The following is a 26,555-nucleotide window of genomic DNA, read 5'->3' on the forward strand; positions in this document are numbered from 1 at the left end:
TGATTAGTATTTCTCCGAGTAAAACTCTCGCACCAGCGGGTAGATCCCCTTATATCTCTGGTAAATCCCATGATACCTCGCCGAGATCTCCGGATCCGGTTCCACGGTATCGCAATGTCCGCGGCTCTCCAGCGTGCTGATAAATGCCTGATAGTCCGGGATCACGCCCTCCGCAACGAATACCGCCGAAGCGATCGCCAGCGCCGGAAGAAGGTCCGGATCTTTGTATACAAAAATCTTTTGTCCCATGACATTGCTCAGGATCTGGCACCATCGCCGCTCTCTCGCTCCGCCGCCGATCAGTGTGATCTTTTTCGCGGGCTGGTCAAAGAGCTCCAATCCCTACCCGTAAAAAGTAACCATATCGCACTATATGCTAAAAAATATTCTGACTTTTCCAATTATGTACATACATAAGTTACAAAATTATTATTTTTTGAACATTTCGCCGAATTAAGTAAAGTAAAAGTAAAAAATACTTGACTTTTTTAAGTTCTGGTTTTATTCTTAGGCACATAATTTTATTAACGATCCCCCCATTTATCAAAGGCGATAACTTCTGTCAGAAGTGCGCCTTTCTTTTTTACCCGGATCTTCCAAAGCGACTGCCGGTTTTATTTCACCGGTACCAGGATCCGGCGGATCGTTCGTAAAAAAAGAGAGAGGAGAGATTCTTATGAAGAAAAGACGATTGATCGCACTTGCAGCCGCAGCCGTTATGGCAGCATCTTCCCTGGCAGGATGCGGCGGTTCCCAGACGACCTCCCAGACAACAGCCGGTTCCACCGCTGAGACGGCTGCTGCCTCATCCAACGCAGTGTCTCCGGATGCCAAATCCACAGATCAGACACTTGCTTCCGGTATCGCAGTTGGTTCTTCCGACGGAGAAGCCGTAAAGGGCGGAACACTGGTAGTGTCCATGCCATCTTCCCCGCTGACTCTCGATCCGAAATCCTACTCCACGATGTATGAAAACCACATCATGTACAACGTCATGGAGACTTTATTTATCTGGGATCAGGATTACAAAGAACTTCTTCCATGTCTTGCGACGGATTACACCGCCAGCGATGATGGTCTCACCTACACCATCAACTTAAGAGACGATGTCTATTTCCAGAAAGGAAAGTTCCAGGACGGAAGAAAGATGACTGCAGAGGACGTCAAGTACTCTCTCGAACGAAGCAAAAATGAAAGTACCACAGACCGTATCTGCCGTGACTTCTTCGATTACTGCGAAGTGACAAGTCCGACTCAGGTCGTGATCCATATGAAGTCCGTTGCAGGACCGTTCATCAACCAGTTAGCTGAGATCGGAAACGTCATTCTTCCGAAAGAGGAAGTCGAAGGCTGGGGAGATGAGTTTGGTTCCCATATCGTTGGTACCGGTCCATTCACCCTCGAAGAGATGGTAACCGATGAAAAGGTTGTTTTAAAGAAGAATGACAATTACTGGGGGACCGAGCCGAACGTCGATGGAATTGAATTCCGCATCATCTCCGACTCCAATCAGGCGATCAACGCAGTACAGACCGGTGAGGTCGATATCGCGATGTATCTCCAGGGCGAAGCGATCAAGCGTGCCCAGGATGCAGGTCTCTTACTCCAGACCGCAAGCTCCGCTGTCACCTACGTCCGCTTTAATATGCAGAATGGTCCGACTGCAAATGCAGATGTCAGAAAAGCTCTCACAATGGCAGTCGACATCGATTCCATGGTAGCCGGCATTTATCAGTACGGTGAGGGCACGAGAGCTTACCAGCCGTTACCGGTATACTCCTTCGCATATGACACTGCCTACAATGACCTCGTACCTTCCTACGATCCGGAAGGTGCAAAGAAACTCCTCGCGGAGGCCGGTTATCCGGATGGCTTCACCATGAGCCTTTACATCGGATCCACTACATACCGTGAGAAGATGGCGCAGATGTTACAGTACTACTGGAGCCAGATCGGAGTCACACTTGATATCAAGTCCTCCACGATGGCCGACTGGTCCGCAACCGTTGTCGATTCCTGGCAGGCTGATACCGTAAACAGCTACGGCGTAAGCTGGAACAGCAACCCGGATCCTTACGGTTTCCTTGGAAAGTTCTTCAGTTCCCAGACCATCCACGCTTCCTCCAACGCAGGCGGCTACAATGATCCGGAGATGGATGACCTCCTCAACAAAGGCTTTGGCTCCACTGACACTGCTGAGCGTGCCAAATACTACAAGGAAGCAATTGAGAAAGTTATGAACGAATACACCGGTATCTACTACGCATACGAGTGCCGGAACTGGGCAGTATCCCCGAAAGTACATAACGCGGTTCTCCGTGCTGATAACCAGATGTTAGTCGCAACACCGTTCAACAATATCTGGATCGAAGAATAAAACTATTACAAAATCTGCAGAAAGGGGAAGCAAATCTGATTTGTTTCCCTTTTTCTGTAGAAATGTTCGCAAAAATCGACTGTTCCCCCATTCACAGTCCCGATGATGGATCCGGACAGTCATGAAAGGATTGGATTTTTATGGGAAAGATCATCATCAAACGATTATTGCAGACGATCCCCACACTTCTGGTCGTCGTTACACTGACCTTCTGCCTGACAAGAATGCTGCCCGGCGATCCGGCTGTGGCGATCCTGGGCATTGAGGCAAATGCGGAGGACATCGAAGCCATGAGAGCCGAGATGAACCTCGATAAACCGCTCCCGGAACAGTACGCACTCTATTTAAACGGACTCGTCCACGGTGATTTCGGTTACTCCTACAGTTACCGCCAGGACGTTCTTCCGCTCATCACTTCCAGGATCCCGAATACACTGACTCTGACGCTGACAGCACTTTTCTTCGCTTTCATCATCGGAACCAGCGTCGGCATCATCGCTGCTTTAAAGCAGAATACGATCTTCGATTACATTGTCATGGTCATCACGCTCGTCGGCGTGTCCATGCCAATCTTCTGGCTGGCTCTTATGCTGGTCCTCCAGTTTTCCGTTAAAATGAATCTCCTGCCTGTCATGGGCATGGGCGACATCTCCAAAGGCATCGGGGATGTGGTGAGCCACATGATCCTGCCAGGTTTCTGTCTCGCGACGATCCCGATGGCGACTTTCGCGAGAACCATGCGTTCCAGCATGATCGACATCATGAGCAGTGACTACATCCGATGTCTCAGAGCCCGCGGCATCCGGAAAATGAAAGTCATCCTGATCCACGGATTAAAGAACGCACTCCCGCCGCTGATCACCGTTCTCGGACTTCAGATCGCCGGAACCTTTACCGGTGCGATCATCACAGAGGGAATCTTCTCCTGGCCGGGCATGGGAACCATGATCAACACCGCGATCAACAACCGCGATTATTCCCTGATCCAGGGAACCGTTCTCTTCTCCGCGATCATGTTCGTCTTCTGCAACATGTTAGTCGATATCGCTTATGCGATCCTGAATCCGAAAGTAAAACTGGAAAAGGGGTGATATGCCATGACATTCTTCAAGAAAAAACCTGCTGCTGCCGCAGCTTCTTCCACATCCGGCGATGCTCTTGGAAAAGACGCCAACATCGCAATGCTCTTAAAAGAACGAAATGCCAACAATGCATGGCATAAGTTAGCCAGAAATAAGACCGCTCTCGTAGGCTTCTTCATCGTTGCCTTCATGGTCATCCTCGCCGTGTTTGCTCCTCTCATCGCGCCGTATGACCCGAATGCGATCAATCCTGTTCTGCCGTTTAAGGGGATCGGAACGCCGGGACATCTCTTCGGAACGGACGATCTCGGGCGTGACATCTTATCCCGTATCATCTACGGCTCCCGCGTATCCATGATCGTCGCAGTCGGTGCCACGATCGTCGGCGCCATCATCGGCGTGCTCATCGGACTCACTGCCGGATATTTCGGTGGATGGATCGATTCCGTTCTCATGAGAGTCATGGACGGCATGTTCTCTTTCCCATTTATCCTGTTAGCCATGATCCTGATCACCGTTCTCGGAAACGGCGTCATGAACGTCATTCTGGCCATCGGTATCGCGAGTGTTCCGGGATTTGCCCGTGTCACAAGAGGTCAGGTCCTGATCGTAAAGGAAGAGGAATACTGCAACGCCTGCCGCGTTGTCGGAGTCTCCCCGGTGAGACTCTTATTCTTACATATTTTACCGAACTGCGTATCCCAGATCATCGTGTACGCAACACTCCGTATCGCAAGTGCGATCATTTCCGAAGCTTCCTTAAGCTTCCTCGGACTCGGCATCGCGCTTCCGACCGCATCCTGGGGCAGCATTCTCCGTGTCGGCCGTGACTGTCTGACAACAGCTCCCCATGTAGCCGGAACTGCAGGCGCCTTCATTCTTGTGACCGTCATCGGTTTCAACCTGTTGGGCGACGGGATCCGCGATGTCATGGATCCGAAAATGAAACAGTAGGAGGTGCAGGCTATGAGTGAAAACGATGCAATCTTAAAAGTAAATGGATTAAAAACATATTTCTACCAGGCGAGCGGCGTTTCCAAAGCGGTCGATGGCGTCAGCTTTACACTGAAAGAAGGAACGACCATGGGGATCGTCGGCGAATCAGGTTCCGGAAAAAGCGTCACCAGCGCCTCCGTCATGCGGCTCATGCCGGCAAAAACAGGAAAGATCGTGGACGGCTCCATCATCTTCGACGGAGTTGATATCCGGAGTCTTTCTGAATCCCAGATGGAAAAATTCCGAGGCGATGAGTGCTGCATGATCTTCCAGAACCCGATGACCTCCTTAGATCCGGTATTCAAGATCGGCCACCAGATGGTCGAGATGATCCGAGAACACGAAAAGATCAGCAAAAAGGACGCCTGGAACAAAGCCGTTGAGGCATTAAAGCTTGTCGGCATCCCGGAGGCTGAGAAACGAATGGACGCGTATCCGCATGAGCTCTCCGGCGGCATGTGCCAGCGTGTCATCATCGCGATGGCCGTCTGCGGACATCCGAAGCTCATCATCGCCGACGAGCCGACGACCGCTCTGGATGTGACCGTACAGGCACAGGTTCTTGAGCTCTTAAAGGACCTCCAGAAGAAGCTCAATACCGCGATCCTGCTCATCACCCACAACCTCGGCGTTGTCTGGGAGATGTGTGACACCGTCATGGTCATGTATGCAGGAAATACCGTAGAATATGCGGACACAAAGACTCTTTATCAAGAGCCGCTTCACCCGTACACCTGGGGTCTTTTGGACTCCATGCCGAAACTCAGCAGCTCCGCGAAAGAGGATTTGAAGACGATCCCCGGAACACCGCCGGATCTCCGTCTTACCGGTTACTGCTGCAACTTTTATAACCGCTGTCCTTATGCCACGGAGATCTGTAAAAATCAGGTACCGCCGCTGAAGGAGATCGCTCCCGGACATTTCGTGGCGTGCCACAGACAGGACGGAGAGCACAGATTAACACGAGGGGAAGTGAATAAGACATGCAGAAAAATGTAATCATGAGCGTCGATCATCTCAGTAAGGATTTTGTGATCCGCGGAAAAAAGTTAGGGGAAAAGAATAAACTTCTCCACGCGTTGAGCGATGTGTCTTTTGATATCTATGAAGGGGAAACATTAGGGATCATCGGTGAGTCCGGATGCGGAAAGTCCACACTGGGCCGCTGCCTTGTAAAGCTCCACAAGCCGTCCGGCGGAACGATCACCTATAACGGAAAGGATCTCTGGAACATGCCTGTCTACGACCGGGAAGCGGCCCGCAGGGATATCCAGATGATCTTCCAGGATCCGTATTCCTCCCTGGATCCCAGAAAAACGGCTTCCTACTCGATCGAGGAGGCGATGAAGGTCCACCACATCGGTGACACTGCAAGGGAACGCCGCCAGAAAGCGTTAGAGTATCTCCAGGAGGTCGGACTCGACATCCAGCACATGGAACGCTACCCGCACGAGTTCTCCGGCGGCCAGAGGCAGCGTGTGAACATCGCGCGCGCCCTCTCGATGAAGCCGAAGATCATCGTCTGTGACGAGCCGGTATCCGCCCTGGACGTTTCGATCCAGGCACAGGTCATCAACCTCTTCCGCCGTCTGCAGAAGCAGTTCAACCTGACCTATGTGTTCATCTCCCATGACCTCGGCATCATCAAATATATCAGTGACCGGATCATGATTATGTACCTCGGGCGCGTCATGGAGTTCTACACCTCCGAAGGCATCTACGCAGATCCGAAGCACCCGTACACGCAGGCTCTGCTCTCCGCGATCCCGCCGGAAAGCCCGTTTGAGAAAAAAGAGCGCCTGCCGCTCACCGGCGATATCCCGAGCCCGATCGGGGATCAGGTCGGCTGCCCGCTCGCAGGCCGCTGCCCGCACTGCACGGAGCGCTGCAAAAAGGAGATCCCGAAACTCGTCGACACCGGAGACGGACATATGGTGGCATGTTTCTTATACGAATAACCTGCCTGCTGCCATCTCATGCGGAATTTTCAGTTCAGAAAATTCCTATCCGTGAAAAACAACTGCCAAACAGCTTTACGGCTGAATACTTTCATAAAGGAGTAATGTAAGATGATCGATTCTAAAAAACTGATCGCAATGGTCGAAAAATATGAAAAACTGATCTATGACACGGCAGACTATATCTGGGCACACCCGGAGACGGGATTCCGCGAGTGGAACACTTCCGCTTACATGGAAAAACACTTTGAAGAGCTCGGATACACCCTGACAAAGGCCGGAAATATCCCGGGATTCTACGCAGATCTCGACACCGGAAAGCCGGGTCCGAAGATCGCGATCCTCGGAGAGCTCGACTCCCTGATCGTCGCAAACCACCCGTGCTGCGATCCGGAAACCCATTATGTTCATGCCTGCGGCCATCATGCCCAGTGTGCGGTTCTTCTCGGAACAGCCGCTGTCTTGAAGGAGCCGGGCGCTCTCGACAGTCTCTGCGGATCGATCCGCTTTATCTCCGTTCCGGCGGAGGAGCTGATCGAACTCGGATTCCGTGAAGGTTTAAGGAAACAGGGCATCATCAAATATTTCGGCGGCAAGGTCGAGTTCATTCACCGCGGATATTTCGACGGTGTGGACATGGCGATGATGATCCACTCCGGAAAGCTTGCGGAAGGAAAAGCACTTTCCATCAGCGACGGCTGCAATGGCTGCGTCACAAAGAACATTACATTCAAAGGCGTTTCCTCACATGCGGGCGGATCTCCGGAAAATGGCCGGAATGCACTCTACGCGGCAACCTGCGCCTTAAACGCCGTCAATGCACTCCGCGAGACCTTTACCGACAATGACCACATCCGTTTCCATCCGATCATCACGGAAGCCGGTCTCGCCGTCAACGCGATCCCGGAGACTGCAAAAGTGGAGTCCTATGTGCGCGGCGCTTCCTTCGACGCGATCCGCAAATACAATATCAAGGTCAACCAGGCACTTGCCGCTTCCGCTGCCGCGATCGGCTGCAACGTGGAGCTGGATGACCATCCGGGCTATTTCCCGTTAAACAACGATAAAAATATGGCCGCTGTCATGAAAGAGGCGATGGAGACCGTTGCAGGCCCTGACAGCGTCGTTGAGGGCGGCTGGGGAACCGGCAGCACCGATATGGGCGATGTGTCCGCGATCATGCCGGTCGTTCACCCGCACGCAGGTGGGTCTGTCGGAACCAGTCATGGAAAGGATTACTATGTGCAGGATAAGAAGCTCGGCTGCCTCTACCCGGCAGAATGCCTTGTTCTGACTGCTGCAAAGCTGCTCTCCGATGATGCTGCTCTCGGAAAGAAAGTAATCACGGAAGCAAAACCGTATTTCAAGTCAAAAGAAGAGTATCTGGCTGCCATCGACGCGATCACGATGGATCAGGATGCTGTTGTATATAATGATGATGGAACGATCACTCTGAAATTCACAAAATAATGTGTCTCACTAATGAACCCTTCAGAAAGGACGGGAGATCTTGTATGAAAAACTTTGTTATCACGGTTGCCAGGGGATTTGGATCCGGCGGGCGTGACATCGCCGCTATGCTTGCTGACGAGCTGGGCGTCCACAGCTATGATAAACGGATCCTGACACTTGCGTCCCAGTACAGCGGCTATCCGGAACACTTTTTCCGGGAAGCTGACGAGACTTTAAACGGCAGTCTGATCACCAAACAGCTTCAGGCACTGCCGAAACATCATGCACCGACCGGAGAGCTCTCAAAGTTTACTTCCGATGACCGGCTTTTCGACTATCAGAAGATCATCATCGAAAAACTTGCCGCCTCCGAGTCCTGCGTCATCGTCGGAAAATGTGCCGATTATATCCTGAAGGATTATGACAATGTCGTCAGCATCTACGTGGAGGCGCCGAGAAGCTATACACTGCGGCGCGTCATGGAACGGATGGATGATATCACGGTCGAGGAGGCGCATCACCTGATCACGAAGACAGACAAGTACCGCGCGGATTACTACAAGTATTACACCGGCGGCAACTACTGGACTAACCCGGTCAACTACGACCTGACGTTCAACAATGCGAGACTCGGGGATGAGCGCTGCGTGAAGCTCACACTCGACTGCATGAAGCTGAAATTCGGGGATGATTTCGTGGAATATATGAAGAGTATCGGCAAAGATATTTAATATCTGTTCACGCCTGCTTGATCGTTATGATTTTTCCCTTTATTTTGTAATACTGGATCCGGGGCTCCAATCCTGCTCCGGACCAGCACCAGCCCCGCCGCACTTCCTCTCTCTTGCGGCGGGGATTTTTATTCAGGAAATTTCTGTCCTTAAAAAGTATCACTCCCACATCTTTTCCTGTTCGCTCGGCTGGAATTGATTTTTATTTTCTGATATGTTACGATAGTTCTATGTTCTCTGACCTGCGAGAAGTTTCCTATTCTTTCGGGAAAGAGTCGAATTCGCTATTACTGACCTTAAGAATGTTCTGACAGGGAAGAAATTGTTATCCGGCATACATATATGCCCTGCAAAAGAAAGTCTGATCCCCTCGCTGCAGCTTCTTGAACTGCATGGAGTCTTTCATATTTAACACTCGGTCTGTATCATACACTTGTACGGGCTTATTTCTTTTCTCTGTCATTTCTTCTGGTCATATTTCCCACAGGAGGACCTCATGGATACTGATTTTATGAACACCGCATTGCTGGAAAACAAGTTAAACCCGAAATGCTGGTGGAAAGAGCCGGTCCGGAACGGCGTGACTGATCCGGTCTGTCTCAATGAATTAAAAGCGCTGATCGACCGTCTGGAAGCAGGCGAAGCGCTCACGAAAGACGAATGGGTCCGTCTCATCGACGGCCGTTCCCCGGAGCTTGCAGCCTACCTCTTTCCAAAGGCGCGGGCCGTCCGGGAGCGCGTATACGGCACGGACGTCTATGTCCGCGGACTCATCGAGTACAGCAATTACTGTAAGAATAACTGCCTCTACTGCGGGATCCGGGCCGGAAATAAGAACGCAAGCCGCTACCGCCTTTCCACAGAAGATATTTTATCCTGCTGCCGGAGCGGCTACGCGCTGGGATTTCGCACTTTCGTCCTTCAGGGCGGGGAAGATCCTTTTATGACTGAGGATCGGATCACAAATCTCGTCTCCATGATCCGGAGGGAATTTCCGGACTGTGCGATCACGCTTTCCCTGGGTGAGATGGAATACGAGAGCTACAAGCGCTTCTTTGACGCTGGTGCAGACCGGTATCTGCTCCGCCATGAAACGGCAAACGCAGAACACTATCAGAAACTTCATCCGACGGAAATGTCCTTTGAGCACCGTATGAACTGTCTGAGAACATTAAAGGAGATCGGCTACCAGACCGGCTGCGGTTTTATGGTCGGCTCCCCATACCAGACATCGGAATGTCTCGCCGGGGACATGATCTTTATCCGCGATCTCAAACCGGAAATGGTTGGGATCGGGCCGTTTATCCCGCAGCATGACACGCCGTTTGGAGACCAGACTGCAGGGACCATGGAACTCACCCTGTTTATGATGGGACTTCTCCGTCTTCAGGATCCGAATGTCCTGCTTCCCGCAACGACGGCGCTCGGCACGATCCATCCGTTCGGGCGCGAGCTCGGGATCCTTGCTGGCGGAAACGTTGTCATGCCGAATCTTTCCCCGGTACAGGTCCGTGCAAAATATCTTCTCTATGACAATAAAATCTGCACCGGCGATGAGGCAGCAGAATGTGTGAACTGCATGAAACGGCGGATGGAAAGCGTCGGATATCATGTCGTTGTGGACCGCGGGGATCACAAAGGATAATCCAGAAAAAAGAAAGGGATGGATTTGTTTGTGACAACAGATTCAAAAGGTGTATATATGGGAATGAATGAGACGCCGTCCGGCGAGAGGATCCACATCGGATTCTTTGGCAGAAGAAACGCCGGAAAGTCAAGTCTTGTAAACGCAGTGACCGGTCAGGACCTCTCCATCGTCTCTGAAGTCCGGGGAACGACCACCGACCCAGTCTCAAAGTCCATGGAACTTCTTCCGTTAGGGCCGGTCGTGATCATTGATACGCCCGGAATCGATGATGAGGGGGAGCTTGGGATCAAACGTGTCGGAAAAAGCCGCCAGGTACTGAACAAGACCGATCTCGCGATCCTGGTCGTGGATGCAACGACCGGAACCGGCAGCTGGGAAACTGAGATGATCCGGTTGTTTGAGAAAAAAGAGATTCCATATCTTGTTGTATACAATAAGGCAGATCTGCTCCCGGATCCCGCCCCGTCAGACAGGAAAACCAGCCGGAATGCTTCACAGGCTGGCGTTCCCACCGGAATTGCGACCGGGGACTCTCCGGCATCAGATCCGGCAGTTTCAGGATCCGGTCACAGCAATATGGTCTATGTCAGTGCGAAAACCGGTTTTGGCATCCACGACTTAAAGGAGCGCATGGCACGCCTCGTTGCCCCGGATGGAAGCGGGAAACGCCTTGTCGCCGATCTCGTACATCCGTTGGACGTTGTTATCCTGGTCGTCCCGATCGACAAAGCTGCCCCGAAAGGCCGCCTGATCCTGCCGCAGCAGCAGGTGATCCGGGATCTCCTTGACTCCGGCGCCATGCCGATCGTCTGTCGGGAGTCGGAACTTGCTGCAGCGCTTGATTCCTTAAAGAAAAAGCCGTCTCTCGTCATCACGGACAGCCAAGTCTTTCCTCTCGTGGACCGCATGACTCCGAAAGAGATCCGCCTGACCTCTTTTTCGATCCTGTTTGCGAGATATAAAGGAAATCTCACCCAGGCCGTCCACGGCGCGCGGGCTCTGAATACGATCCAGGATGGTGATAAGATCCTGATCTCTGAGGGCTGCACCCACCATCGCCAGTGCGGGGACATCGGAACCGAAAAACTTCCAAACTGGATCCGGGAATACACCGGAAAACAGCCGGAATTTCATTTCACCTCCGGCACCGAATTTCCGGAAGATGTCTCCGATTATAAGCTCATTATCCACTGCGGCGGCTGTATGTTAAATGAACGGGAAATGCGAAGCCGCTTAAGGAATGCCGCCGACCAGGAGATCCCGATGACAAATTACGGGATCGCGATCGCATATATGAAAGGGATTTTGGAGAGAAGTGTCGAGTGTCTCGGACTCTGAGCGCAGTCTCCATGCTCTTCTGTTTTTATGACTGCTCTGCATGATTTCTGTGCGAATGAGCCAAAACATCGCGACAGTCGCCAAGGTCTCGCGCAAGCGCGGACTTTGGCTCGTTGTTCGCGTAAGTAAAAGCTCCGGTAAAGAAAGGCATCAACACTTTCTGCCTTTTTACCGGAGCTTCTCCATTTATTCGCCAAATCTCAATACAGGCTCTTTTTCTATTGGATCATACAGACCCCGCCTATGCATAAAAATCCGCCTTTTATTTTTCCAGACCTTCAAAATAGGCTCTCAGCTCGTCTACAAGCTCACCGAACTCTTTTCCGGTCTCATCAAGCGTGATATCCGCATATTTCTCATAGTACGGAAGGCGCTCATTGTAGAGATCCCTGAGTGTCATTCCGTCTTTTAAGACAACCCCGCGATCCACAAGATTTCCGAGACGTGATTCCAGATCTTCGTAATTTAATTTCAGATACACGATCGTTGCGGTCTCTTTATAGTGCTCCATGGCTTTCGCCTCATAGATCACACTGCCGCCCGGCGCGATGACAGACTTTTCGACATCCAGATCAAGGTTCGCCTGCTCCTCAACGCGAAGGAAACCGTCATCTCCTTCTTCCGCGATGATCTCCTTCAAAAGTTTTCCGGTCTTCTCCTGGATCACAAGATCCACATCCACGAAGGAATAGCCAAGGCGCTTTGCAAGCAGCACGCCGATGGTGCTCTTTCCGGATGCCGGCATTCCGATCATCAGAATATTTTTCTTCTTCATCACTAAAGTCCTTTCTGCTGTCACACATCCTGTCATTTTTCCGGTTCACGCATCATGATCCGATCACCAGATCTTTACTGTCTGCGCGGTTTTCCGGCTCCTGATCCGGCCTTCCGTCCTGGATTTCCGATGTTTTTCCTTTCGGACGAGGTCTTTTTTCCGGTTTCCGGTGTCTTTCCTCCGGCCTTATTTCCGGCTTTCCTGCGCGGCTGCAGTTCTTTTTCCGCAGTCTTCTTTCCGGTTTCCGGCGCTTTTCTTCCAGCCTGTTTTCCTGCGGTCTTTCCGATCAGAATCTTCTTTTTCTCCGCCTTTCTCACGCTGTAGCCGAAGCTTCCCAGCTCCTCGCCCATCCCGTAATATCTTCCATGGGAATAGGCAAGCGGCTTTGCCATAGAGAGATGGAACGTATCTTTCTCATCCATGTACGCTTCGTCCACATCCACCGCCACGACATCAGCGATAAACATGTGATGGCTTCCGAGCTCCTCGACTTTCACAACACGGCACTCAATGTTTACCGGGCTTTCTTTGATCACCGGCACATTGACAACATTTGCCTTCTCCGGCGTCAGTCCCGTGTCTTTCCACTTATCTGTATCGCGCCCGGAGCGCACGCCGCAGTAATCGGTCGCCCACGCCATGGACTCGGTCGTCAAATTGACCACGAACTCTCCGGTCTCTCTGATCATATGGTAAGAGTGGCGTTCCGGCCGAACGCTGATCGACAGCATCGGCGGGTTTGTGCAGATGGTTCCCGCCCATGCCACCGTAAAAATATTCGAATTTCCTTCCCGGTCGGCCGCTGTCACAAGGACCGCCGGAACCGGATAGAGCATATTTCCTGGTTTAAACTGTCGTTTTTCCATTTGCAGATCCCGCCTTTATTCAACTTTTACTGCTGCAATGCCATCATGATCTGCGGTGCAAGCTGTTTCTTTCTGGAAACAACGCCCGGCAGCTTCACGATTCCGGTCTGCGCACTCACATTTTCCACATCCTCATCTGCCACATGGAACGCTGTGGTGATCAGCTGCTCCGCGCCCTGTCCGGTGCAGATCAGATCTGTGGACTCGGTCAGGATGTTGGTGAGCATGAAGAACATCATGTCGATCTCATGCTGCTCTCGTTCTTTTTCCGTGTATACGGACATTCTTGATCTCAGATCCTTCAGCTCCACTGCGTTTAAGGATGTGATCTGTCCAATTCCGAATACGGAATTTCCTACCGTAAAGCGCTTGAAATCCTGATAGAAGATATCGCCGTCAGACTTTCCTTTCAGGTTGCTTCCCGCAGAGAACATGTCGATCGCATACTTTTCAATGTCAAGTCCGGCGATCTGTGCAAGTGCAAGGCCGGCTGCCTTATCGACTGCTGTACAGGTCGGGGAACGGAATAACAATGTATCGGAAATGATCGCACTGCATAACAGACCTGCAGTTGTCTTATCGATCTCCATATGATTTTCCTGATACATCTGATAGATGATGGTCGCGGTACAGCCTAACGGCTGGTTTCTGAAGAATACCGGGGACATGGTCTCAACTGTTCCGAGACGATGATGGTCGATGATCTCACGGATATCGGCGCTCTCCATACCTTCTACCGCCTGACTCTTCTCATTGTGGTCCACAAGGATGATGCTCTTTCCCTTTGCACCTAAGAGGTTACGTCTGGAAATCATACCGATATACTTTCCATCAGAATCCAGGACCGGGAAATCACGGTGTCTCTTGCTCGCCATGATCTCGCGGATATCGTCGAGATAATCTTCCTCGGAGAACTCGATGATATTCTCTTTCGTCATGAAATAGCTGATCGGCATGGACTGGTTGATCAGACGGGCGGTCGTGTATGTGTCATACGGTGTCGTGATGACCGCGCAGCCGCGCTCCTGTGCCAGTTTGCGGATCGTTAAGGAAACGCCCGCACCCTCACAAACGATGATACAGCCTGCCTCCATCTCGATCGCGCAGAGCTGGGACTCATAACGGTTTCCGAGGATGACAAGGTCATGTTTCTCGATGTAGTTTTCCATCAGATCCGGGTTTGCAGCCGCGATCAGGACTTTTCCCTGATCAAAATATGTTTCGGAGTCGCCGACTACCATGCTGCCTTCCAGCGTATCCAGGATGTTCGCATATTTTGTGCATGCTTTGGAAATGATGCTGCTGTCATATAAGTTCATGTAGGACTTGGTGATATCGCCGATAGTGATAACGCCCTCCAGGAGACCTTCCTCCGTCACACACGGAAGTGTTACGACGTTGTTCTCCTGCATGAGTCCCCATGCATTCTTTAATGAAATTCCGCGGGATACGCCTTTTGTCTTGCGGATCTCGATATCCTTGACCTGCGTCTTTACGTTCTCGACAAGGCGCGGCGCCTTTAAATTAAAATAATCCAGTACATACTGTGTCTCCGGGTTTACATTTCCGGCACGGCACGGCTCATAGTTCTCGCCGGTAAGCTGATGCTTGAAACCTGCATAGCAGATGGCTGAGCAGATGGAATCCGTATCCGGATTTCTGTGTCCAAGGACAAGTGTTTTTTTCAGTCCCTCAACTGCCATTGATCTTCTCCTCTCCATTCCATGCGCATATCCCCAGAAAGTTTCTCTGTCGCATTCCTTCGCAGGTTTTCCCTTTATATCCTTTTCTGGAGCTTTATGCGTTTTTCTCAGACGCACAAATGAGAATGTGTTACAATAACTTCATAGTGCGTTCATAATTTATTCATATTTGTTTTTTATACTTATTGCATAAACAAAAAGTCATTCGACTTCGCTAACTAGACAAATTGCACATAGATTTTTCATAATTGCCCCGGTTGTCGCGACCGGGGTCTCCTCATGTTTAGGGATCTTATATGTCCGTTTATGGCGGACATTTTTCTTTATCTCCCATACACTCAAGGCCTATGCGCATCAGGCACGCTTCGTATCCTTTTCCGGCAGTAAAAAGGGAGCCCGTTTTACCGGACTCTCTCTTCTTTTATCCGAGGATCAGCTTCGCAGCTCCGTAGATCCCGGCATCGTTTCCAAGCTTTGCAAGGACGATGTCCGCTTTCTTTGTCGCCATCGGAGATAATTCATCGTGATATTTCTTGATCATGTCAGTCAGAAATGTCCCGGCTTTGGAAACGCCGCCTCCAATAATATAAGCCTGCGGATCCAGGACCATGGACAGTGTTGCAAGGACCCAGCCAAGATAATAGCAGGACTTGTTGAGGGAATCGAGCGCAAGCTCATCCCCCGCTTTTGCTGCATCCAGCACATTCTTCGCGCTGATATTCTTTAAGCTTCTGAGGCTGGATGGACGGCTGTCCGCCGCCAGCATTCTTCTTGCAGTTCTCGCGATCCCTGTCGCGGAAGCAACCTGCTCCAGGCAGCCATGGCCGCCGCAGTTGCAGGCCTCTTTCTCGCCTTCCATCACATGGATATGACCGATCTCGCCGCCAACGCCCTGCTCGCCGGTCCAGATCTTTTCGTTCAGGATAATGCCGCCGCCGACACCTGTTCCGAGCGTCACCATGACGAGGTTCTTATATCCTTTTCCGCCGCCCTGCCACATCTCACCGAGAGCCGCCACGTTTGCGTCGTTACCGCTCTTTACAGGCATTCCGTCCAGCAGTCTGCTTAATTCCTGCTGCGGATTTCCGGCTTTCCAGCCAAGGTTTACACACACTTCGCAGTGTCCGTCCGGAAGAACCGGTCCCGGGAATCCCATTCCCGCGCCGGAAAAATCAGAGAGTTCAAGTCTGCTCTCCTTCACTGTTCTGCGGATCGAAGCCGCAATATCGCCCAGGATGTACTTTCCGTCCTCTTCTTTTCTTGTCGGGACCTCCCATTTTTTTACAAGAGTCCCATCTTCCTCAAAGATACCAAGCTTCACGCTTGTTCCGCCGATATCGATCCCAATACACTTTAAGCTCATGTGTTTTCCCCTTTTTCCTAAATCTGCCGGATCCATTTCAAACACGTTTTCAGATCCCGCGTGCCCTTAAAACCGTGTCAGTTCAGCCATGCTGCCTTCCGATGTGGATCGCTGCATGACTGAACCGTCACGTTCGGGTTATTTAGAACAGTGTCTTTACTGTATTTACAACGTTCTCAACTGTAAATCCGAATTTCTCGAACAGCTTCGCTGCCGGGCCGCTTGCGCCAAAGGACTTCATTGTCACATAAGCGCCGTCGAGGCCGACATACTTGCCCCAGCCGAAGTCGGAAAGTGCCTCAACGACAACTCTCTTTCTGACCTCTTTCGGAAGTACGGACTCTTTATACTCCGCACTCTGCTCCTCAAAGATATCCATACACGGCATGGATACGACACGGATCTTCTTTCCTTCGTTTGCAAGCTCTGCTTTTGCCTTGACCGCAAGATCAACCTCAGAACCGCTTGCGATGAGGATCGCATCCGGTGTTCCTTCGCAGTCGTCGATGACATAGCCGCCCTTTAACGCTTCCTTGCTGCTTCCCGGGATCGGATTGAGATTCTGTCTGGAAAGAACAAGCGCTGTCGGTGTCTTTTTGGATGTTGCTGCGGAGAGCCATGCTGCAGATGTCTCTGTCGCGTCACACGGACGGAATACATGGAAGTTCGGCATTGCGCGGAACATTGCAAGCTGCTCGATCGGCTCGTGGGTCGGTCCGTCCTCACCAACTCCGATGCTGTCGTGAGTCAGAACGAAGGTCAGCGGAACTCCCATCAGAGCGGAAAGTCTTGCCATCGGTTTTACATAATCACTGAATACGAAGAATGTCGCAACGTAAGCGCGGAGACCACCGTGAAGCATGATGCCGTTTCCGATCGCTGTCATCGCAAGCTCTCTTACGCCGAAGTGAAGGTTTCTGCCTGCCGGATTCTCTGCGGAGAAATCTCCTGCATCCTTCATTGCTGTCTTGTTCGACGGTGCGAGGTCAGCGGAACCGCCGATCATGTTCGGCATGATGTCCTTTAAGATGTTGATCATCTTGCCGGACAGGGAACGTGTTGCCTCTGCCTTGTCTTTTGTGAGCCAGAGTGCCTCGTTCTCGATCAGTGCCTTTGCGTCCGGAGCTGTATGGTACTGCTCCCAGAGCTTCTCCATCTCCGGGTACTCATCACAGTATGCAGCGAACATTGCGTTCCACTCTGCCTCTGTGTCTGCTTTTTCCTCTGCAAGACGGGAATAATGCTCATAAACCTCTTCCGGTACGAAGAACGGCTCCTCATACTTCCAGCCGAGGTTCTCTCTCATTGCCTTGATATTGTCAACACCTAACGGCTCGCCGTGCGCGCTGGCTTTTCCCTGTTTTGCCGGGCAGCCGAAGCCGATCTCTGTCTTGATCGTGATGAAGGACGGATGCTCCGTATCAGCCTTTGCAACTTCGATCGCAGCGCCGATCGCATCGATATCTGTTCCGTCTTCGACTGTGATCGTCTGGAAGCCGAATGCTTTCATGCGCTCTTCCACGTTCTCGCGGAATGCGATGTCCGTGCTTCCTTCGATGGAAATACGGTTGGAGTCGTAGAGAACGATGAGTTTTCCAAGTCCAAGTGTACCTGCAAGGGAGAATGCTTCAGAGGAGATTCCCTCCATCATGCATCCGTCTCCGCCGAGTACATATGTGAAGTGATCGACAACCGGATAGTTTTCCTTGTTGAATACAGCTGCCAGATGTTTCTCAGCCATCGCCATACCAACTGCCATTCCCATACCTGCGCCGAGCGGTCCTGTTGTCGCCTCAACGCCTACGGTGTGACCGTATTCCGGATGTCCCGGAGTCAGGGAACCAACCTGACGGAAGTTCATTAAATCTTCCTTTGTCAGACCATAGCCGAACAGATGAAGCAGGGAATATAACAGCATGGAGCCATGGCCGCCGGATAAGATAAAACGGTCACGGTTTGCCCACTCCGGATTTGCCGGATTGTGGTTCATATGGTGTGCCCAGAGCTCATAAGCAGCCGGTGCGCTGCCAAGCGGAAGTCCCGGATGTCCGGAATTTGCCTTCTGGATCGCATCTGCGGATAAAATTCTGATGGAATTGATCGCCAGATTGTCGATTGTGTTCATTGTTTCATTCCTCCTGATAATCCATAAGTGTTGGGAACTGTTGAAGTTTCACAGTTCCATTTACCTTAAATTAATCTCTTTCATCACCTCGCTGCCTGCGGTGATCAGAGAATTGGTACGATTTTTTCCAGCCCTGACGAGCGATACAGAATAATCGAACTGTCCGTTAAACTTTTCGTGCCCGTCCAGGTTGTAGACCCTGCATGATTCCTCATTATACAGGATAAGCCTGTCCCCGTCAATGAGAGCGCCCGTGTAGGCGTAGTCGAAATCAATGCTTGTAACTTTCTTTCCATCCGTGTTGTATACATCAAGCCGGTACGGACTTCCGGATGTGCTGTCAACAATGACAGCCGCGTATTTATCCGAGTAGCAGATACTTCGGATCTCTTCTTCTACCGGAACATAGATCACATTTGTGTCCGGTATCACATTTTTTACAGAGATAAAGGTCAGTCCTTTATCGGAAAAGGCGCAGACGGTCTGGTCATTTAAGTATCGGACGCGCCCCACCATCTTATCATCAAATTCTTCCTCAAACGCGGCGATGAAACGGTTGTTGACATTCTTTCCGATCTCAGAGAAATCGTAGAACGCGACCTTGTTCTTTAACGCGCCGTTTTTCATGTACATGATGGACATGACGATCTGTTTTCCGTCGGGGGAAAGTGCGATGTCCACCGGATAACCATCACCGGAAAGGAGCATCTTGATGTTGATCCCGAGCGACTCGCCGTCCTTCTTGAAGTAGAATATGTAGCTCGCCGTGCTGTCCTCGACTACGGCCGCCGCAACGCCGCGGGCCGATACCGCCGCTTTCGTGATCGGAAGCTGTGTCTTCGCGGTTCCGGTACATCCCTCTTTGTTGCAGATGTACATCTCATTTCCCTGCTGATCCGCGATCACGGCATAATCCCCGTTGATATTGATGATCGGGGTCTTCATCTCATAGCTCTGTGTCCAGATCGTCTTGCCGGAGGCATCAATGTAGGAAGCACCGTCTTTTGTGTACTTGATCATATTGTCGCCGAACACGGCAAATCGGATAAAACTGCTGTCGCTGACTGTCTTTGAGACTTCGGCCGCGGAAGTTGCCGCAGAGTCGGAGTTTCCGGTGTCCGTACCGGCAGCGCTTTCTGCCGCAGCGGTCTCATCGGTCCCATCTGTTCCCTCATCGGCCGCCGCACTTGTTTCCGGCGCCTGTGTTTCTTTATCCGCGTTGGACGTATCAGTATACCGCATGGAGCGCTCCCACTGAACACTGTAGCTGGTATATTCATACTCATTCATATATCTGTATCCGGTAAATCCCAATGCTGCAAGGAAACATGCGGCTGCAACTGCGATGATCCGCTTTTTCTTTTTATATCTGGCAAGCCGTTCGTCATCCATCGGTTCATCCGATCCGGCGTCCGGCATCTGTACGATATTTTGTCTGAGCTGCCTCTTTTTGTTCTCTCTGTCCATAGATTGCATATCACTCATAAAAAATCTCCTGAAAAATGGACATATATAGATTAGTATACACCATTTTCAGGAGATGCGCATTAAATTCTTTGTTTTTATTCCAGTTCATTCCGGCAGGCGGAAATCCCCGATTTCTATGGCAGGACCAGCTTCTGCCCCGCTACGATATGGTTCACATCGTCCAGGTGATTGAGCGCGCAGATTTCGGACAACCGCTTTAAATTTCCGTACTCTTTCCAGCAGATCCCATATAACGTCTCACCGTCACCGATTTCATAGATCCGATAGCCGTTCGCGGCCGCGGCGGCGTAGTCCACCGGCTCTTTTCCCTGACCGGATGCGTCGCCCTGTCCTTCCTCTTTTCCCATACCGACACGTGGCGAGGTCGGAGCTTCAGCACTGGTGGGTGGAACTGCTTCCTCCACGGCTCCGGACGCTGCAGCGGTCTCGGTCCCGTCAGTACCGGGCTTTCCTGTTGAAGCAGCTGTATCTGGATTGTCTGGCTGGCTTGAAGCAGCGGATTGCCCCAACACGCCGGTTGTCTCCGGATTTCCTGTACTCTCTGATACTTCTGAAGATTTGCTGTTCGTGCCTGCCTCTGTCGCTTCCATCGTCTCCGCCGCGTAACTTTCCCCGGTCTCCCTGCTCTCATCCGTCGGAAATACATTTCCCGGCCGCTCTTCAATGACAAAATCCGGTTCCTGATTCAGCTTGTCCAGATAATCGCTCCAGTTTGCCGTCCCGGCAGGCACCACGGAAGTCAGCACCGTCTCCATCTGCCGCATCTTGTGATAATTATTGACGAGCACAACACCTCCTGCCAGGACCGCCACCGTGAGGACTCCGCACGCCGTCCCCAGGATCCCGGACATATGCCGCCCTGCGTCCGCCTGTTCTTTCCTGACCGTCATCCGCTGCCGGAAATCTTTGATGACCTTCTCATGCGAGCCGGATTCCACCCGGCGCACGTCTTTCCTGGTCACCATGTAATCCTGCATCATCTGATTTCTCTCGTAATAGATGCAATGTCCTTTCAGCCGGTAAAAGCCGTCCTCCGAAGTGATATAGACTGCTTCCTCACCTTCCAGACCATGATTTAAATACATCAGCTTGTTTTTCCCGTTAAAGTACTGGTTGTGCAGTTTCCAGTAATTCAGGGGACTCAGCTGGCTCGACGGAGTGCCGCAGATAAACCATCCCTGAACGGTCCGCTTCGGAAACGACTCCTCGATCCCACGATACGCCTTTTTCCAGGCATTTTCGGAAAATTCCACCTTCTCCCCGGATACTTCCACGTCCTCCATCTCGATGGCGCCATCGATAAAGATATACGGAGTCCCGTCATAGTTTTCCGTATTTCCCAGCAAAAGTCCCACACGCAGCGTCTGATTTCCTGCCGGATACAGGCGTTTCAAATATGTATTTACATAGTCCTCCACATACAGCCGGACCACCTGGTCCGTATCACCGATCTGGCGGATATTTTTCGGAAGTTTCGGAAACGGATTGTATAATTCTCCCATGCTGCCACCTCGTTCTATCTTCAGGCAGCCGGCATGTCCAGACAGCGGCCGGCCGCCTCTTTATTTACGCGAACCACGTAAACGCGCTTCGTCGAATTCTTTCCGAAGTATAGCATGGGAGATCTGCAAAACATGTCAAAACGGCACAGTCTGACCGGAAAAGTTTTCGACACGTCTCCCGATGATCCGCAATCCAAGGCAGATGCTGCGGCTGATGCAGTCCGCAAGCCGCATGACCTGGGACAGGCGTATGCTCTGTAAAAATAATGGGTCTCCGCTCTCCGCCCCGCCGACGATCCCGGTGATGGAAATGTCGCCAACGGCGGTAAGTTCCTTTCGCACGCCGAGTCCCGGACGCAGCGGCCCTTTTTCCAGCGTCACAAGCCCCACATGATCCCAACGGCCCACGGCGGCGTCCACAGCTACAATGATCGCATCCGGGTAATGTTCTTCCATCTCCTCGATCGTCCGGTCAAGGTTCACCGCATGGACCGGATGTTCCAGTGTCCCGATCACCGTCACATCGCCGGTCACCTCCGCCGCCAGCTTTGAGCCGATGAGCGGTCCCAAACTGTCCCCCGTGGACCGGTCTGTCCCGATGCATAAAAAAACGATCCTGCGGCGCCCGGATGCCCGCATCTCATTCATCAGAAGAAGCAGAAGTCTCGCCGCAAATTTCTCCGCCTCAAATCCCGCTTCCGTATCATAATAAGTGATCTTCCGCCTCCCGAATCTCATCGTGAACACTCCGTTTCCTGGTTGGTTTCTATGAGACATTATAGGCGGGATTCAGGAAGATTATACATGTGCAATAACAGCGAATGTGCCTTGGTGCACAATACCTTTGGTTTTGTGCAGAAAATCCTGATGAAATTTTTATAAAATTGAAAGAGGACCGGGTATGATATATCCCCGATCCCCTATTTTTATCCTGTTTTTCTGTATTGCATCATTGATCTCTTAATACTCAAAATGCATCAGATCCGCTCTGCTGAATCCAACTCCCCATCTCCAGCCATGTTTTCCGAATGCCTTTACGACATCACTGTCACGACTGATAGAATACGGATTTACGCTTGGCTCCCATTTATTTCCAACAAGAACCGTTTTGCCATCTGTATCTATCTGTGGGTTTGCGTCCGGGTTAATATCAATGGCCAGACCCAGGCTGTGATTGCTTCCCACTCCGTTGCTTCTCCAGTTATATCCGCCAACACTTTCGATCGGGAACTGTTCCGGTCCATTATAGATTTCTGTAAAAATCTCTTTTACCTGATCTGCGACAGAACTTAAGACCTGTACATGAGCTGTTCCAGCAACTTTTTGACCGTTTTTCAATCTCCAGACAGGAATCTCTACGCTGACCACTTCCGCAGATGCCGTCGCATCATTCTGATTGGCTAAAATTCGGTCAACCTGTTCATTTACCTTTGCATCACGCTCTGCGCTGCGGCCATCCCAGCTATAATATTTTGCATAGTAATGATAGTATGCTATATCTAATTCACTTATTCCATCTACTTTGAAATACCAATCTGTATCATAAGAATAGCTGCTGTTGGAATTTGAACTGTTAGAGCTACTGTTGTTTCCGGATCCGCCGTTCTTTGTCTCGCCGCCGGCTTTCTGCTTTACCTCGCCTCCAACGACCCAGGCACCGATCCTGTTTACCTGGTAACCATCCGGTGTGGTGGTATTTCTAAGAACATATCCGTTGGAGTCAAAGTAAAAGCTCTCCGCCATTCCATCATTATCGGTATCGATCCATGCCCATCTTCCCTTGGGACATGTTCCATCGTCAAACTGATACCACATTCCGTTTGCATCCGATTTCCATGTCCCGGCAAACGATGCGAACGGCATCGCCATGCAAAATACAGCGGCAGCAAGCGCAAGTTTTATTCCATACTTTTTCATCTTTTGTCCCTTTTCCTGTAATTCTGTCCTTTTTGTAACTGCTCAGTATTTCCTGACCATATTTTATTGCGGCCAGTGCATCAGCTGTTATTTTGCCGTATCTCCCTGACTCTTATAGACCGAGATCGCATCACTGATATTGGATGCCGCACCGCTTCTCACGATATCCGCAAGCGCCGCGAGTTTCTCCGGCGTCATATATTCTTTTCCTATATAAACCTCGTAGTGATCCGTAATGAACAATGCTTTTTCCTTCGCAGCCGTCCGCGTACTACGAAGTTTTTCTGCCAGAGAAGAAAGCTCGTCCTCCATCCGGTTGATCTCCTCTTTGTTGTTTGCCGTGATCTCATCAGAGATGATCGTCCGTGTCACGGTATCGAAGGTCGTAAGTGCTTCCTTCTTTTTCCGGTTGATCTCCGCCGCATCCTGGTCGAGCTGGGCGATCTCATCGTCAAATTTCTGGAGATTGTAGACCGTCTCGTTCTTATCCCGTCGGATCGTCTTCGCGATGACCTTCATCTCTTTTTTATTCGCGCGGATCTTCGCCCGGATCCCAAGTCCTTCTTTCAGCACTTCCATATAGCGCACCTTGGTCATGTTTCCGATCGTTACATAGATCCCGCCAAAGATCAGGATCGCCGCCACATAGATTCCCACGAGATACATAGTCCGTCTCTCCGGGATCAGGAAATATGCTCCGCACGGGATCGCGAGGAAGCAGATCATGATCGTCATGAGAAGTGCCAGAAAATCCTTAAATGTTCTCGTAAAATAGAGCGCGTAATAGTAACTTCCACGGCAGAATCCCGGAACATGGTTTGCTTTAAACAAAGTTTTCATCTGGTCCGCAAGTTCTTTATTCTCCCGCACAAGCCCCCTGGTATCTTCCTCGATCCGCTCTTTGACACCCTGGTTTTTCGCTTTTTCACGCTTCGCTCTTACTTTTTTCAGGCGATCCTGCACCTTCCCGAGCTCCGCATCGTAGCTTTTTGTAATCTCCTCTTTCCGCTGCTTCACCGTCTGGCTGATGGTTTCTGTAACAGAACGCTGTTTTCCCTTGAGGGAACTCTCTAACTTCTTCTCATCCGCTTCGAGCTGCTCCACCTCTGTATTCAGAGCTTCCAGTTCCTCAACTGCCTGTCCTGCGCTGGCAAAAAAGGCAGCATGATCTGTAATTGGCTGTCCCATCTTTTGTCCTCCTGGCTTTGGTTCAAGTATGTCATCAAATGTCCATATAGGTATAGATTACTACAATTTTTCAGGCGATACAAGGCATTTTCAGTAAAATTCGCATGTCCGTCCCGTGTGATGCCAAAACGTGCTTTTGTAATTTCAAAAATGCGCTGCCGCTGTTCACGTGGCTTTACTTTCTTAAAAAAATCCGTTATACTGTTTTTCAAATCATGACCGTGAACGAAAAAGAATGGAGGACTGTTTTATGTTCCGAATCTGGGGAAAAATATGGAAAGATAATCATCTGATCAAAGATATGGTGTCCTGCAACAACGACTATTCCATGTCGAGAACCGCCATGGTATTTCAGGCTCTGGATGAGATCTGTCACGAATTCGACTTAAGCCAGCCGATCTGGCTCGATTCCAATATCCGCGATTTTCAGCTGCATGATAAGACGCGGTTTACGAAAGACAGTTTTATCGAATCCATCGACTTTGATTATCTGGAGTTTCAGGTGATCGAGGAGTGATCAAAAAACGACTGATCTGCCCGTTGTGTCATTTCTGCCCTGACACATGGAGATCAGCCGTTTTTATTTTATCGTTTCTCATCCTATCCGGCAACATTTTGCCGAATACGTCTAATATTATATTTCTTTATTATAATCTCTTGAGAAGCGCCTCTCTTGCCTCCTCATAACCCGGTTTTCCGAGCAGCGCGAACATGTTCTTCTTATAGCTCTCAACACCCGGCTGGTTGAACGGGTTGACTCCGAGAATGTAGCCGCTGACGCCGCATGCGAACTCGAAGAAGTAAAACAGCTGACCAAGGCTGTAAGCATCCTGCGCCGGGATCTTTACCATAAGGTTCGGCACACTGCCGTCTGTATGCGCAAGGATTGTTCCGTTCATGGCACTCTTATTTACAAAATCAACGGTCTTTCCTGCCAGATAGTTCATGCCGTCTGTATCGACGTCCTCTTTCTGGAGAACAATCTCCGCCGGGGATTCTTCCACGTTCAGAACTGTCTCAAACATGATGCGGGCACCATCCTGGATGAACTGCCCCATAGAGTGAAGGTCTGTTGTCAGATCTACGGCTGCCGGGAAGATACCTCTCTGGTCTTTTCCTTCGCTCTCGCCGAAGAGCTGTTTCCACCACTCAGATACATAATGAAGGCTCGGTTCGTAGTTTGCTACGATCTCCACCTGTTTTCCTTTTCTTAACAGGATATTGCGGACTGCGGCATATAAAAGAGCCGGGTTCTTCTCATATTCTGTCTCAAGAGCAACCTTTCTCGCATCTGCTGCCCCCGTCATCAGGGCATCGATATCCGCACCGCTGACTGCGATCGGTAAAAGACCTACGGCTGTGAGCACGGAGAAACGTCCTCCAACGTCATCCGGAACAACGAAGCTCTCGTATCCCTCTTCGTTTGCCAGATTCTTTAAAGCTCCCTTTGCCTTGTCTGTGGTCGCATAGATCCTCTTGTTGGCCTCTTCCTTACCATACTTGCTGATCAGCATTTCCTTGAATACGCGGAATGCGATCGCCGGTTCTGTTGTCGTGCCGGACTTGGATATAATATTAATGGAGAAATCTTTTCCTTCCAGTACATCCTGAAGATCATGGATGTATTTGCTGCTGATGCTGTTTCCCACGAAATAAATCTCCGGAGTTTTTCTCTTCCCCTTCGGCAGCACATTGTAGAAGCTGTGGGATAAAAACTCGATTGCAGCACGGGCACCGAGGTAAGATCCGCCGATACCGATCACAAGAAGTACATCGGAATCTCCCTGAATCTTCTCCGCCGCTTTCTTAATTCTTGCAAACTCCTCTTTATCATAATCAACCGGGAGGTCGATCCATCCAAGATAATCATTGCCTGCACCGGATTTTGCTGTCAGGACATCTTTTGCACCCATAACGATGCTCTTCATGTTCTTCATTTCCTCTTCACTGATAAATCCGGCTGTCTTGGAATAATCAAATACGATTTCTTTACCCATAACCCTGTCTCCTTTTCTTGTGTGAGATTCACAGTCTCTGTCCGTTATT

General features: G+C 50.7%; 22 protein-coding genes. 10 read left to right on the forward strand and 12 right to left on the reverse strand.

Going from position 1 to position 26,555, the window contains the following annotated elements:
• Positions 1–3: 3 nt before the first annotated feature.
• Positions 4–339, reverse strand: a complete 336-nt coding sequence (locus ACXMYH_RS14855; protein WP_486555180.1) for a hypothetical protein — start codon at positions 337–339, stop codon at positions 4–6.
• A gap of 337 nt (positions 340–676) precedes the next feature.
• Between ACXMYH_RS14855 and ACXMYH_RS14860 the strand changes: the two genes are divergently transcribed.
• The 9 genes from ACXMYH_RS14860 (at position 677) to hydF (ending at position 11,582) form a co-directional block, all read left to right on the forward strand.
• Complete coding sequence (locus tag ACXMYH_RS14860; RefSeq protein ID WP_118297566.1) at positions 677–2,377, forward strand: ABC transporter substrate-binding protein; 1,701 nt, start codon at positions 677–679, stop codon at positions 2,375–2,377.
• Positions 2,378–2,517: 140 nt separating this feature from the next.
• Positions 2,518–3,468: an ABC transporter permease gene (locus ACXMYH_RS14865; RefSeq protein ID WP_118297567.1), complete on the forward strand. Its 951-nt coding sequence runs from the start codon at positions 2,518–2,520 to the stop codon at positions 3,466–3,468.
• Between the two features lie 6 nt (positions 3,469–3,474).
• Positions 3,475–4,413, forward strand: coding sequence for an ABC transporter permease (locus ACXMYH_RS14870; protein ID WP_243121918.1), 939 nt, complete (start codon positions 3,475–3,477; stop codon positions 4,411–4,413).
• Between the two features lie 12 nt (positions 4,414–4,425).
• Entirely contained in the window at positions 4,426–5,454 is a 1,029-nt protein-coding gene (locus ACXMYH_RS14875) for an ABC transporter ATP-binding protein (protein WP_486555181.1), read from the forward strand.
• Positions 5,439–6,413, forward strand: coding sequence for an ABC transporter ATP-binding protein (locus tag ACXMYH_RS14880; protein ID WP_486555182.1), 975 nt, complete (start codon positions 5,439–5,441; stop codon positions 6,411–6,413). The genes ACXMYH_RS14875 and ACXMYH_RS14880 overlap by 16 nt, the downstream gene beginning before the upstream one ends.
• A 111-nt stretch (positions 6,414–6,524) precedes the next feature.
• A complete protein-coding gene (locus tag ACXMYH_RS14885) occupies positions 6,525–7,883 on the forward strand; it encodes an amidohydrolase (protein WP_486555183.1) in 1,359 nt (452 codons plus the stop codon).
• 44 nt (positions 7,884–7,927) lie between these two features.
• Positions 7,928–8,596 (forward strand): cytidylate kinase-like family protein, encoded by a 669-nt coding sequence (locus tag ACXMYH_RS14890; protein WP_118531443.1) that lies wholly within the window; start codon positions 7,928–7,930, stop codon positions 8,594–8,596.
• Positions 8,597–9,092: 496 nt separating this feature from the next.
• Positions 9,093–10,241, forward strand: a complete 1,149-nt coding sequence (gene hydE, locus ACXMYH_RS14895) for a [FeFe] hydrogenase H-cluster radical SAM maturase HydE (protein ID WP_252197313.1) — start codon at positions 9,093–9,095, stop codon at positions 10,239–10,241.
• Positions 10,242–10,298: 57 nt separating this feature from the next.
• Positions 10,299–11,582 carry a [FeFe] hydrogenase H-cluster maturation GTPase HydF gene (gene hydF / locus ACXMYH_RS14900; RefSeq protein ID WP_486555864.1) on the forward strand — a complete coding sequence of 428 codons (1,284 nt, stop codon included), beginning with the start codon at positions 10,299–10,301 and terminating at the stop codon, positions 11,580–11,582.
• A 262-nt stretch (positions 11,583–11,844) separates the two neighbouring features.
• Here hydF and ACXMYH_RS14905 read toward each other — a convergent pair whose 3' ends face one another.
• From ACXMYH_RS14905 to ACXMYH_RS14950, 10 genes are all read right to left on the reverse strand, one after another.
• The gene (locus tag ACXMYH_RS14905) at positions 11,845–12,357 is read right to left on the reverse strand and encodes a shikimate kinase (RefSeq protein ID WP_118297709.1); all 513 of its coding nucleotides are present in this window, start codon (positions 12,355–12,357) and stop codon (positions 11,845–11,847) included.
• Positions 12,358–12,431: 74 nt separating this feature from the next.
• A complete protein-coding gene (locus tag ACXMYH_RS14910; RefSeq protein ID WP_118531441.1) occupies positions 12,432–13,223 on the reverse strand; it encodes a flavin reductase family protein in 792 nt (263 codons plus the stop codon).
• Positions 13,224–13,249: 26 nt separating this feature from the next.
• On the reverse strand, positions 13,250–14,926 hold the full coding sequence (locus ACXMYH_RS14915) for a putative manganese-dependent inorganic diphosphatase (RefSeq protein ID WP_118531439.1): 1,677 nt from the start codon (positions 14,924–14,926) through the stop codon (positions 13,250–13,252).
• Positions 14,927–15,347: 421 nt separating this feature from the next.
• Positions 15,348–16,289: an ROK family glucokinase gene (locus ACXMYH_RS14920; RefSeq protein WP_118297710.1), complete on the reverse strand. Its 942-nt coding sequence runs from the start codon at positions 16,287–16,289 to the stop codon at positions 15,348–15,350.
• Positions 16,290–16,431: 142 nt separating this feature from the next.
• Complete coding sequence (gene tkt / locus ACXMYH_RS14925; RefSeq protein ID WP_118297573.1) at positions 16,432–18,414, reverse strand: transketolase; 1,983 nt, start codon at positions 18,412–18,414, stop codon at positions 16,432–16,434.
• 60 nt (positions 18,415–18,474) lie between these two features.
• The gene (locus ACXMYH_RS14930) at positions 18,475–19,899 is read right to left on the reverse strand and encodes a DUF5711 family protein (protein ID WP_118513648.1); all 1,425 of its coding nucleotides are present in this window, start codon (positions 19,897–19,899) and stop codon (positions 18,475–18,477) included.
• 116 nt (positions 19,900–20,015) lie between these two features.
• The gene (locus ACXMYH_RS14935) at positions 20,016–21,404 is read right to left on the reverse strand and encodes a LysM domain-containing protein (protein WP_329751947.1); all 1,389 of its coding nucleotides are present in this window, start codon (positions 21,402–21,404) and stop codon (positions 20,016–20,018) included.
• Between the two features lie 135 nt (positions 21,405–21,539).
• On the reverse strand, positions 21,540–22,142 hold the full coding sequence (yyaC, locus tag ACXMYH_RS14940; protein WP_215701907.1) for a spore protease YyaC: 603 nt from the start codon (positions 22,140–22,142) through the stop codon (positions 21,540–21,542).
• Between the two features lie 222 nt (positions 22,143–22,364).
• Entirely contained in the window at positions 22,365–23,321 is a 957-nt protein-coding gene (locus tag ACXMYH_RS14945) for a M15 family metallopeptidase (protein ID WP_486555184.1), read from the reverse strand.
• Positions 23,322–23,408: 87 nt separating this feature from the next.
• Positions 23,409–24,509 carry a hypothetical protein gene (locus ACXMYH_RS14950; RefSeq protein ID WP_215701909.1) on the reverse strand — a complete coding sequence of 367 codons (1,101 nt, stop codon included), beginning with the start codon at positions 24,507–24,509 and terminating at the stop codon, positions 23,409–23,411.
• Positions 24,510–24,759: 250 nt separating this feature from the next.
• On the opposite strand from ACXMYH_RS14950, the gene ACXMYH_RS14955 reads away from it, so the two are divergent.
• Complete coding sequence (locus ACXMYH_RS14955; RefSeq protein WP_118297578.1) at positions 24,760–25,026, forward strand: hypothetical protein; 267 nt, start codon at positions 24,760–24,762, stop codon at positions 25,024–25,026.
• Between the two features lie 130 nt (positions 25,027–25,156).
• On the opposite strand, the gene ACXMYH_RS14960 is transcribed toward ACXMYH_RS14955, so the two are convergent.
• Positions 25,157–26,506: a glucose-6-phosphate isomerase gene (locus ACXMYH_RS14960; protein ID WP_118321463.1), complete on the reverse strand. Its 1,350-nt coding sequence runs from the start codon at positions 26,504–26,506 to the stop codon at positions 25,157–25,159.
• Positions 26,507–26,555: the final 49 nt, after the last annotated feature.

It is taken from the genome of Pilosibacter sp. NGB245 (assembly GCF_057397225.1).

Excerpts from the sequence above, each read along its gene's own strand:
- yyaC (WP_215701907.1), bottom strand. The coding sequence starts at position 22,142 with ATGAGATTCGGGAGGCGGAAGATCACTTATTATGATACGGAAGCGGGA.
- ACXMYH_RS14945 (WP_486555184.1), bottom strand. The coding sequence starts at position 23,321 with ATGAAAAAGTATGGAATAAAACTTGCGCTTGCTGCCGCTGTATTTTGC.
- ACXMYH_RS14910 (WP_118531441.1), bottom strand. The coding sequence starts at position 13,223 with ATGGAAAAACGACAGTTTAAACCAGGAAATATGCTCTATCCGGTTCCG.
- ACXMYH_RS14885 (WP_486555183.1), top strand. The coding sequence starts at position 6,525 with ATGATCGATTCTAAAAAACTGATCGCAATGGTCGAAAAATATGAAAAA.
- ACXMYH_RS14905 (WP_118297709.1), bottom strand. The coding sequence starts at position 12,357 with ATGAAGAAGAAAAATATTCTGATGATCGGAATGCCGGCATCCGGAAAG.
- ACXMYH_RS14860 (WP_118297566.1), top strand. The coding sequence starts at position 677 with ATGAAGAAAAGACGATTGATCGCACTTGCAGCCGCAGCCGTTATGGCA.
- ACXMYH_RS14960 (WP_118321463.1), bottom strand. The coding sequence starts at position 26,506 with ATGGGTAAAGAAATCGTATTTGATTATTCCAAGACAGCCGGATTTATC.
- ACXMYH_RS14955 (WP_118297578.1), top strand. The coding sequence starts at position 24,760 with ATGTTCCGAATCTGGGGAAAAATATGGAAAGATAATCATCTGATCAAA.
- tkt (WP_118297573.1), bottom strand. The coding sequence starts at position 18,414 with ATGAACACAATCGACAATCTGGCGATCAATTCCATCAGAATTTTATCC.
- hydE (WP_252197313.1), top strand. The coding sequence starts at position 9,093 with ATGGATACTGATTTTATGAACACCGCATTGCTGGAAAACAAGTTAAAC.
- ACXMYH_RS14870 (WP_243121918.1), top strand. The coding sequence starts at position 3,475 with ATGACATTCTTCAAGAAAAAACCTGCTGCTGCCGCAGCTTCTTCCACA.
- hydF (WP_486555864.1), top strand. The coding sequence starts at position 10,299 with ATGGGAATGAATGAGACGCCGTCCGGCGAGAGGATCCACATCGGATTC.
- ACXMYH_RS14875 (WP_486555181.1), top strand. The coding sequence starts at position 4,426 with ATGAGTGAAAACGATGCAATCTTAAAAGTAAATGGATTAAAAACATAT.
- ACXMYH_RS14880 (WP_486555182.1), top strand. The coding sequence starts at position 5,439 with ATGCAGAAAAATGTAATCATGAGCGTCGATCATCTCAGTAAGGATTTT.
- ACXMYH_RS14920 (WP_118297710.1), bottom strand. The coding sequence starts at position 16,289 with ATGAGCTTAAAGTGTATTGGGATCGATATCGGCGGAACAAGCGTGAAG.
- ACXMYH_RS14915 (WP_118531439.1), bottom strand. The coding sequence starts at position 14,926 with ATGGCAGTTGAGGGACTGAAAAAAACACTTGTCCTTGGACACAGAAAT.
- ACXMYH_RS14935 (WP_329751947.1), bottom strand. The coding sequence starts at position 21,404 with ATGGGAGAATTATACAATCCGTTTCCGAAACTTCCGAAAAATATCCGC.
- ACXMYH_RS14930 (WP_118513648.1), bottom strand. The coding sequence starts at position 19,899 with ATGAGTGATATGCAATCTATGGACAGAGAGAACAAAAAGAGGCAGCTC.
- ACXMYH_RS14950 (WP_215701909.1), bottom strand. The coding sequence starts at position 24,509 with ATGGGACAGCCAATTACAGATCATGCTGCCTTTTTTGCCAGCGCAGGA.
- ACXMYH_RS14865 (WP_118297567.1), top strand. The coding sequence starts at position 2,518 with ATGGGAAAGATCATCATCAAACGATTATTGCAGACGATCCCCACACTT.
- ACXMYH_RS14890 (WP_118531443.1), top strand. The coding sequence starts at position 7,928 with ATGAAAAACTTTGTTATCACGGTTGCCAGGGGATTTGGATCCGGCGGG.